The sequence below is a fragment of the Rubrivivax gelatinosus genome, from assembly GCF_016583785.1.
Taxonomy (GTDB): Bacteria; Pseudomonadota; Gammaproteobacteria; order Burkholderiales; family Burkholderiaceae_C; genus Rubrivivax; species Rubrivivax gelatinosus_B.
Map to the genome: position 1 here is coordinate 51,429 of NZ_NRRU01000022.1, position 6,008 is coordinate 57,436.

Here is a 6,008-nt window from a genome sequence, read left to right on the forward strand (position 1 = left end):
CGCATCACTCGGCCTTGCGGCTGCGGGCCGCGCCACCCAGCACCGGGACACCGTGCCGAAGACGCCCGTCCGCGTCGGACGGGCGGGCCGACCTCGCGTACTCGCCCCGGCGACGCAAGACCAGCGAACGGACGGGTCAGACGCCTGAAGGTGGCGCCGGAGAGCAACCGGCGCCACCTAAGGTCCCGCCCGGCGCTTGCGCATGTAGTGCGCACGCACTACATTGTTCGAATGAAGACTGCTGTCATTCCCCAGGTCCGGGTCGAGCCGGAGTTGCGCGCTGATCTTGATTCGGTGCTCCTGCCTGGCGAGACGCTCACCGACTTCGTCGAGGCATCGATGCGCCGCGCTGTCGAGCATCGACGCGTGCAAACGGACTTCGCTGCGCGCTGCGCCGCCTCGCTGGCGGCATACGAGCGCACAGGGACTTCCATCCCGTCGGACGTTGTCCTGTCCAAGCTCGAGGCAAAAGTCGCTGCGCGGGTGAAGCAACTGCGCAAATGACCTTCAAGGTCGAGTTCACGCCCGAGGCTGACGCCGATCTGGATCGCCTGTTCGACTTCCTGCTGGATCAGGCCAGGACGGTGGAAGACGCCATGCGTGCCTACGAGGCCGTCGAGGCCATTCGCAACGCTGCCAACAGCCATCTTGCGATCACGCCCTACAGCTACCGCAAAGTGGCTCAACGCCCGACAGTGCGCGAACTCATCGTCCCGTTCGGCTCCTCGGGATATGTCCTGCGATTCGATATTCGCACGCCGGAGCTGGTCCTCGTGATCGGCGCGCGCCATCAGCGAGAAGAGGACTTCGACTGAGGGCCGTCCCCGGTCCGACTATTGTCACGGAAAGAAATTTCCACGAGCGCCTGCTGCGGCCTCCATCTGACTTGCCATGTCCTCGCCGGAAATGCGCCTCACGGCCGAAGCTGCGACAAACTGGGCATCCAAGGCCAAGGCAATGATATCCAGTCGGCTTCGCTGTGTTTTCCTGTAGCGATCGCCCACATAGTCAGGAAACTTGCTCAGTGCGGGCAAGAGCGATAGGTCATCTCGATGACTGCACTCCTTGGTCATCCTGTCGAAAAGCTTGTTCAGGTTATGGCCGAATATTTTGGGATTTTTCAAGTCCTTCTCCGGCACGCCAAGGTGCAGCAGCGTGCCTTTCATGGCCAGTTCGGCAGTCAGGCTGATGGGTTGCAGAACCGCGCTGCCAATCGCACCGGACTGGGAAAGACTTTCAGCAACCAGTTTTAGTTGCTCGGCAGCGAGACCCCAGAATGTCGCGGTGTTTTCTTGTTGTGCTCCACGATCAATTCCGTACACAAGGTCGTGCATGTCCGCAAAAGCAAACGCAGATCTTTCCGCGATCTTGCGGTCGCCGCGACACCAGGCCACCCATTCCTGATGACTCGAAAACCCCAGACCCTTATCGACGGCTATTCACGAACTTGGGGATTGCCGCCGACCCCGATGTAAAACTGATTGCCAAGAATTTCCATCGCCACCCGGAATGGGCGAGCATGGAATGGGATGTCCTCCTGCGCAAAGCGCGCGTCCAGCCCAAGAATGTCGTTATCGGCAAATTCAATCATCTCCAGCCCCTTCTTCCCTAAAACTGGCGATCAGAGAAATACCAGATATCGCCGATTCCATTGGATGACGCCATAAAGAGTCGGCCGGGCAAATTTCCTTTGAACGCCAATCTCAAGTGTGCGGCGCGGTCGTGATCGTCGCAGGGAGCCAGCCGCGGGCCGTTGCCGCTTGGCGCAAGGCGGCACAGGCACGCCCCACCGGTGCGGCTGTGCGAGCAGGCAGAAGTGGCCACACACCGGCAACGTCGCGCCCGAGCCCCGAAGTCCCGGGCCAGCCCGGACACCCTCGGCCAGCCCAGCCTTCCCGTCCTACCCCAGCGGCGTGGCCCGCAGCAGATCGTGAAACGCCTGCGCGGCCGGCGACAGCCCGCCGTGGCGCGTGCGCAGCAGCGACACCTTGCGTTTGACCGTCGGCTGGGTCAGCGGGATCTTGCGCACCCCCGGCCGGTCGCCTTCCTCGAAGGCCGACGACGGCAGGATTGCGCTGCCGACGCCGGCGGCAACGAGGTTGATCGCCGTGGCGTGGTGCTGGACTTCGTAGTTGCCCTGAAGCCGGATGCCCTGCTTGGCGAGCTGGTAGTCCATGAAGACACGGGTCGCGGTGAAGCTGCTGATGCCGATCAGCTCGGTGTCGCGCAGGTCGCTCCAGGTCAGCGCCTCGTGCGCTTCCAGCGCATGCGGGCTGCGGCACAGCAGCACCAGCGCGTCGGCAAACAGCACCGACTCGGCCAGGTCGGGGTGCTTCTCGCCGTGCACCGCGATGCCCAGTTCGGCCTGGCCGCCCAGCACCGCGTTGCGCACCTCGTGCGACGTGCCGTCGAGCAGCCGGATGCGGTTGCCGGGATAGAGCTCGGCATAGCGCTGCATCACGCTCGGCAGCACGTGCGACGTCATCGACGGGATGCAGGCCAGCGTGAAGTGGCCGGTCGAGCGCCGCGACATGTCCTTCAGCTGCTCCACCGCGGCGGTCATCTCCTGCACGATGGCGCGCGCCTGCGGCAGGAACTCGCGGCCGACGGCCGTCAGGTCGACGCGGCGCGTGGTGCGGTCCAGAAGCTTGAGGCCCAGGTAGGCCTCGAGCTTCTGCAGGCGCCGTGTCAGCGCGGTCTGGGTCACGTGCAGCTCACGCGCCGCCTTGTTGAAACCGCCGAGCTCGGCGATCACGACAAAGGCCTGCACGCCGTCGAAATCGATCTTCATGGTGCAAGCCTAGCGCCCCGGCCGCCCGTTGCCGGGGACGACGCTGCAACGAGCCTGCGGCAACGGCCGCAGGCGCAGTCCGCGCCGCCTCAGCGCAGCTGCGGCTCGCAGCGCTGGATCAGCTCCGACAGCGGCACGTCCAGCGCCTGCGCCAGCTTGGCCGCGGTGTGCAGCGAGGGCATCGCCGTTGCGCGTTCGATCTCGCCCATGTAGGTGCGGTTGAGTTCGGCGCGTTCGGCCAGCCGCTCCTGCGACCAGCCGCGCGCCTGGCGCAGCCGGCGCACGGTGCGCCCGAAACGTTCGCCGACGCTTTCCTGCGGCAGCTGCAAGAGCTCAAATACCGGCGCCGTCGATGCCGTCATCGCTGCCTGCCTCCCGTGTGAGCGCCTGCGTGATCCGGCTCGCGGCCGGCACGCTGCGCGTGATCCAGACATTGCCGCCGATCACCGAGCCGCGGCCCACCGTGATGCGGCCGAGGATGGTGGCGCCGGCGTAGATGACCACCTCGTCCTCGACGATGGGGTGGCGCGCGCCGCCGCGCTGCAGGCTGCCGTCGGCTTCGGTCGCAAAGCGTTTGGCGCCCAGCGTCACCGCCTGGTACAGGCGCACGTTGCGCCCGATCGCCGCGGTCTCGCCGATGACGACGCCGGTGCCGTGGTCGATGAAAAAACCTTCGCCGATGGTCGCGCCGGGGTGGATGTCGATGCCGGTCTCGCCGTGCGCACGCTCGGACACCAGCCGCGCCAGCAGCAGCAGGCCGTGGCCGTAGAGCTCGTGCGCGATGCGGTGGTGGATCATCGCCTGCACGCCCGGGTAGCACAGCAGCACCTCGTCGACGCTGCGCGCCGCCGGGTCGCCGCGAAAGGCGGCGAGCACGTCGCTGTCAAGCAGCGCCCGCAGCCGCGGCAGCGCCGCGCCGAAGCTGCGCACGATGGCCAGGGCGTGTGCGTCGACGTCCTCGTCGCCGTGGCCCAGCCGCGCCTGGTAGCGCAGTTCCAGCCGCGCCTGCTGCAGCAGCAAGCCGAGCACGCGGTCCAGCGTCTGGCCGACGTAGTAGTCCTCGCTCTCCTGGCGCAGGTCCTGCGGGCCCAGGCGCAGCGGGAACAGCGCGCCGCGCAGGCCGTCGACGATCTGCCCCAGCGCCTCGCGCGAAGGCAGTTCGCGGTGGCCGTTCTCCTCGGGCCGCTGCTGCGCGGCGCGCCAGCGTGCACGCGCCGCCCGCAGGCCGGAAACGATGCCGGCGAGGTCGAGCGTGGCGTCTTCGACCGCCTGCGCGCGCGCCGGCGGGGCGTGTGTCGTCACCGCGGCCGGCCTCTCGGCGACCGCGTCGTCGTGCGGGGCGGCCATGCTCAGGCGGCCCGGGCCTCGGCCGGCGGCAGGCCGGCGGCGTCGAAGACGCCTTCGAACAGCACCGAGCTGAGATAACGCTCGCCGGAGTCGGGCAGCACGACGACGATGGTCTTGCCGTCGAACTCGGGGCGGCGTGCCAGGCGCGCGGCCACCGCGGCGGCGGCGCCGCCGGAGATGCCCGAGAGGATGCCCTCCTCGCGCGTCAGGCGGCGCGCGTAGTGGATCGCCTCTTCGTTCGTCACCTGCTCGATGGCGTCGATCAGCGACAGGTCCAGCACCTCGGGCACGAAGCCGGCGCCTATGCCCTGGATCTTGTGCGGGCCGGGCTTCACTTCGTCGCCGGCACGCACCTGCGTCAGCACCGGGCTGGCGGCGGGCTCGACGGCCACCGAGGTGATCGCCTTGCCCTGCGTCTTCTTGATGAAGCGCGAGACGCCGGTGATCGTGCCGCCGGTGCCGACGCCCGAGACGACGACGTCGACGGCGCCCGCGGTGTCCTCCCAGATCTCGGGGCCGGTCGTGGCCTCGTGGATCGCCGGGTTGGCCGGGTTGCGGAACTGCTGCAGCAGCACGTACTTCGGGTCGCTGGCAGCGATCTCCTCGGCCTTGGCGACGGCGCCCTTCATGCCCTTGGCGCCTTCGGTCAGCACCAGCCTGGCGCCGTAGGCCAGCAGCAGCTTGCGCCGCTCCAGGCTCATGGTCTCGGGCATGGTCAGCGTCAGCGGGATGCCGCGCGCCGCGGCGACGAAGGCCAGCGCGATGCCGGTGTTGCCGCTGGTGGGTTCGACCAGCTCCTTGCCCGGGCCGAGCAGGCCGCGCTTCTCGGCGTCCCAGATCAGCGCCGAGCCGATGCGGCACTTGACCGAGTAGGCCGGGTTGCGGCCCTCGATCTTGGCCAGCACCGTGGCGCCGGCGCCGTCGGTGATGCGGTTCAGGCGCACGAGCGGCGTGCGGCCGATGGACAGCGAGTTGTCGTCGTAGATGCGGGTCATCGCGAAGTTCCTCTGACGGTGCGGAATGCGGCCGGTGGTCTGACGTGGGAGCCTGCCGCCGCCTCTGGCTCCCGGATCAAGCTTCCCGCCACGGTCCGGCTCCGCCGGACCGTCGGCGGACGGCCCCCTTGGGGGGTAGCGAGCGTTAGCGAGCTTGGGGGCTCAGTCCTGCGTCCAGGGCAGCGCGCGCCGGCGCCAACCGTTGACGTGACCACGCTGCTGCGCGGCGTCGAGATCCCCTTCGAAACCTTCGCCGACGTTGAAGACGTTGGCGAAGCCGGCGGCGGCGGCGGCTTCGGCGGCGGCAGCGGAGCGTTTGCCACTGCGGCACAGCAGCAGCGCCACCGTGTGCTTGCCGCCGATGCGCGCTTCGAGTTCACGCACGAAACGCGGGTTGCGCGTCAACGCAGTGCCCGTCGCCCAGGCGACGTGCAGGCTGCCGGGCACCTGGCCGACGAACTTGCGTTCTTCGGCCGTGCGCACGTCCACCAGCTGCGCCAGGCCGGCCTGCACCAGCGCCCAGGCATCCTGCGGCGCCACGATGCCGGCATAAGGCAGCTGTGCTTCACGCGCGGCCTGGCGTGCACGCTCCAGCGCAGGGTGGGCGTCAACGGACGCGGGCAGGTCGGCTACGGCAGTCATCGGTTCTCCTTCAGGCCCCGCCGCGGCCCGACCTGGCGGGCTTGTGACGGCGATAGACGGCAGAGGTCAGCGTAGACAGGCCGCAGCCAGCACCCAACGAATGGAAACGCCAGTGCTTATGCGAGGAGCGAGCAAGCAACGCTTCTGCGCCCAGCGTGTTTCGATAGGCGCCAAACGAGCTTCGCGGCACACCGCTTGCCCGCCAGAGTCACGTGTTTTGCCTGCCTCCAGCC

General features: G+C 68.2%; 9 protein-coding genes. 2 read left to right on the forward strand and 7 right to left on the reverse strand.

Features of this window, described 5'->3' with window-relative positions:
* Window positions 1-231: 231 nt before the first annotated feature.
* Complete coding sequence (locus tag CKO43_RS07915) at window positions 232-504, forward strand: YlcI/YnfO family protein (protein ID WP_200232104.1); 273 nt, start codon at window positions 232-234, stop codon at window positions 502-504.
* On the forward strand, window positions 501-815 hold the full coding sequence (locus tag CKO43_RS07920) for a type II toxin-antitoxin system RelE/ParE family toxin (RefSeq protein ID WP_200232103.1): 315 nt from the start codon (window positions 501-503) through the stop codon (window positions 813-815). The genes CKO43_RS07915 and CKO43_RS07920 overlap by 4 nt, the downstream gene beginning before the upstream one ends.
* Before the next feature lie 24 nt (window positions 816-839).
* Here the strand turns inward: CKO43_RS07920 and CKO43_RS07925 are convergent, their stop codons facing one another.
* From CKO43_RS07925 to CKO43_RS07955, 7 genes are all read right to left on the reverse strand, one after another.
* Window positions 840-1,394: a hypothetical protein gene (locus tag CKO43_RS07925; protein ID WP_200378333.1), complete on the reverse strand. Its 555-nt coding sequence runs from the start codon at window positions 1,392-1,394 to the stop codon at window positions 840-842.
* A 41-nt stretch (window positions 1,395-1,435) separates the two neighbouring features.
* On the reverse strand, window positions 1,436-1,591 hold the full coding sequence (locus CKO43_RS07930; RefSeq protein ID WP_200378334.1) for a hypothetical protein: 156 nt from the start codon (window positions 1,589-1,591) through the stop codon (window positions 1,436-1,438).
* Window positions 1,592-1,900: 309 nt separating this feature from the next.
* Window positions 1,901-2,791, reverse strand: a complete 891-nt coding sequence (locus tag CKO43_RS07935; RefSeq protein WP_200378335.1) for a LysR family transcriptional regulator — start codon at window positions 2,789-2,791, stop codon at window positions 1,901-1,903.
* 89 nt (window positions 2,792-2,880) lie between these two features.
* Window positions 2,881-3,153 carry a helix-turn-helix domain-containing protein gene (locus CKO43_RS07940; protein ID WP_200232100.1) on the reverse strand — a complete coding sequence of 91 codons (273 nt, stop codon included), beginning with the start codon at window positions 3,151-3,153 and terminating at the stop codon, window positions 2,881-2,883.
* Entirely contained in the window at window positions 3,125-4,138 is a 1,014-nt protein-coding gene (gene epsC, locus CKO43_RS07945; RefSeq protein ID WP_200232099.1) for a serine O-acetyltransferase EpsC, read from the reverse strand. Before epsC ends, CKO43_RS07940 begins: the two co-directional genes overlap by 29 nt.
* Before the next feature lie 2 nt (window positions 4,139-4,140).
* The gene (gene cysK, locus CKO43_RS07950; RefSeq protein WP_200378336.1) at window positions 4,141-5,133 is read right to left on the reverse strand and encodes a cysteine synthase A; all 993 of its coding nucleotides are present in this window, start codon (window positions 5,131-5,133) and stop codon (window positions 4,141-4,143) included.
* Window positions 5,134-5,295: 162 nt separating this feature from the next.
* Window positions 5,296-5,775, reverse strand: coding sequence for a rhodanese-like domain-containing protein (locus CKO43_RS07955; protein ID WP_200378337.1), 480 nt, complete (start codon window positions 5,773-5,775; stop codon window positions 5,296-5,298).
* Window positions 5,776-6,008: the final 233 nt, after the last annotated feature.

What these genes read in the sequence shown, in the direction of transcription:
- CKO43_RS07915 (WP_200232104.1), top strand. Translation starts at nt 232, where the DNA reads ATGAAGACTGCTGTCATTCCCCAGGTCCGGGTCGAGCCGGAGTTGCGC.
- CKO43_RS07920 (WP_200232103.1), top strand. Translation starts at nt 501, where the DNA reads ATGACCTTCAAGGTCGAGTTCACGCCCGAGGCTGACGCCGATCTGGAT.
- CKO43_RS07930 (WP_200378334.1), bottom strand. Translation starts at nt 1,591, where the DNA reads ATGATTGAATTTGCCGATAACGACATTCTTGGGCTGGACGCGCGCTTT.
- CKO43_RS07935 (WP_200378335.1), bottom strand. Translation starts at nt 2,791, where the DNA reads ATGAAGATCGATTTCGACGGCGTGCAGGCCTTTGTCGTGATCGCCGAG.
- CKO43_RS07940 (WP_200232100.1), bottom strand. Translation starts at nt 3,153, where the DNA reads ATGACGGCATCGACGGCGCCGGTATTTGAGCTCTTGCAGCTGCCGCAG.
- epsC (WP_200232099.1), bottom strand. Translation starts at nt 4,138, where the DNA reads ATGGCCGCCCCGCACGACGACGCGGTCGCCGAGAGGCCGGCCGCGGTG.
- cysK (WP_200378336.1), bottom strand. Translation starts at nt 5,133, where the DNA reads ATGACCCGCATCTACGACGACAACTCGCTGTCCATCGGCCGCACGCCG.
- CKO43_RS07955 (WP_200378337.1), bottom strand. Translation starts at nt 5,775, where the DNA reads ATGACTGCCGTAGCCGACCTGCCCGCGTCCGTTGACGCCCACCCTGCG.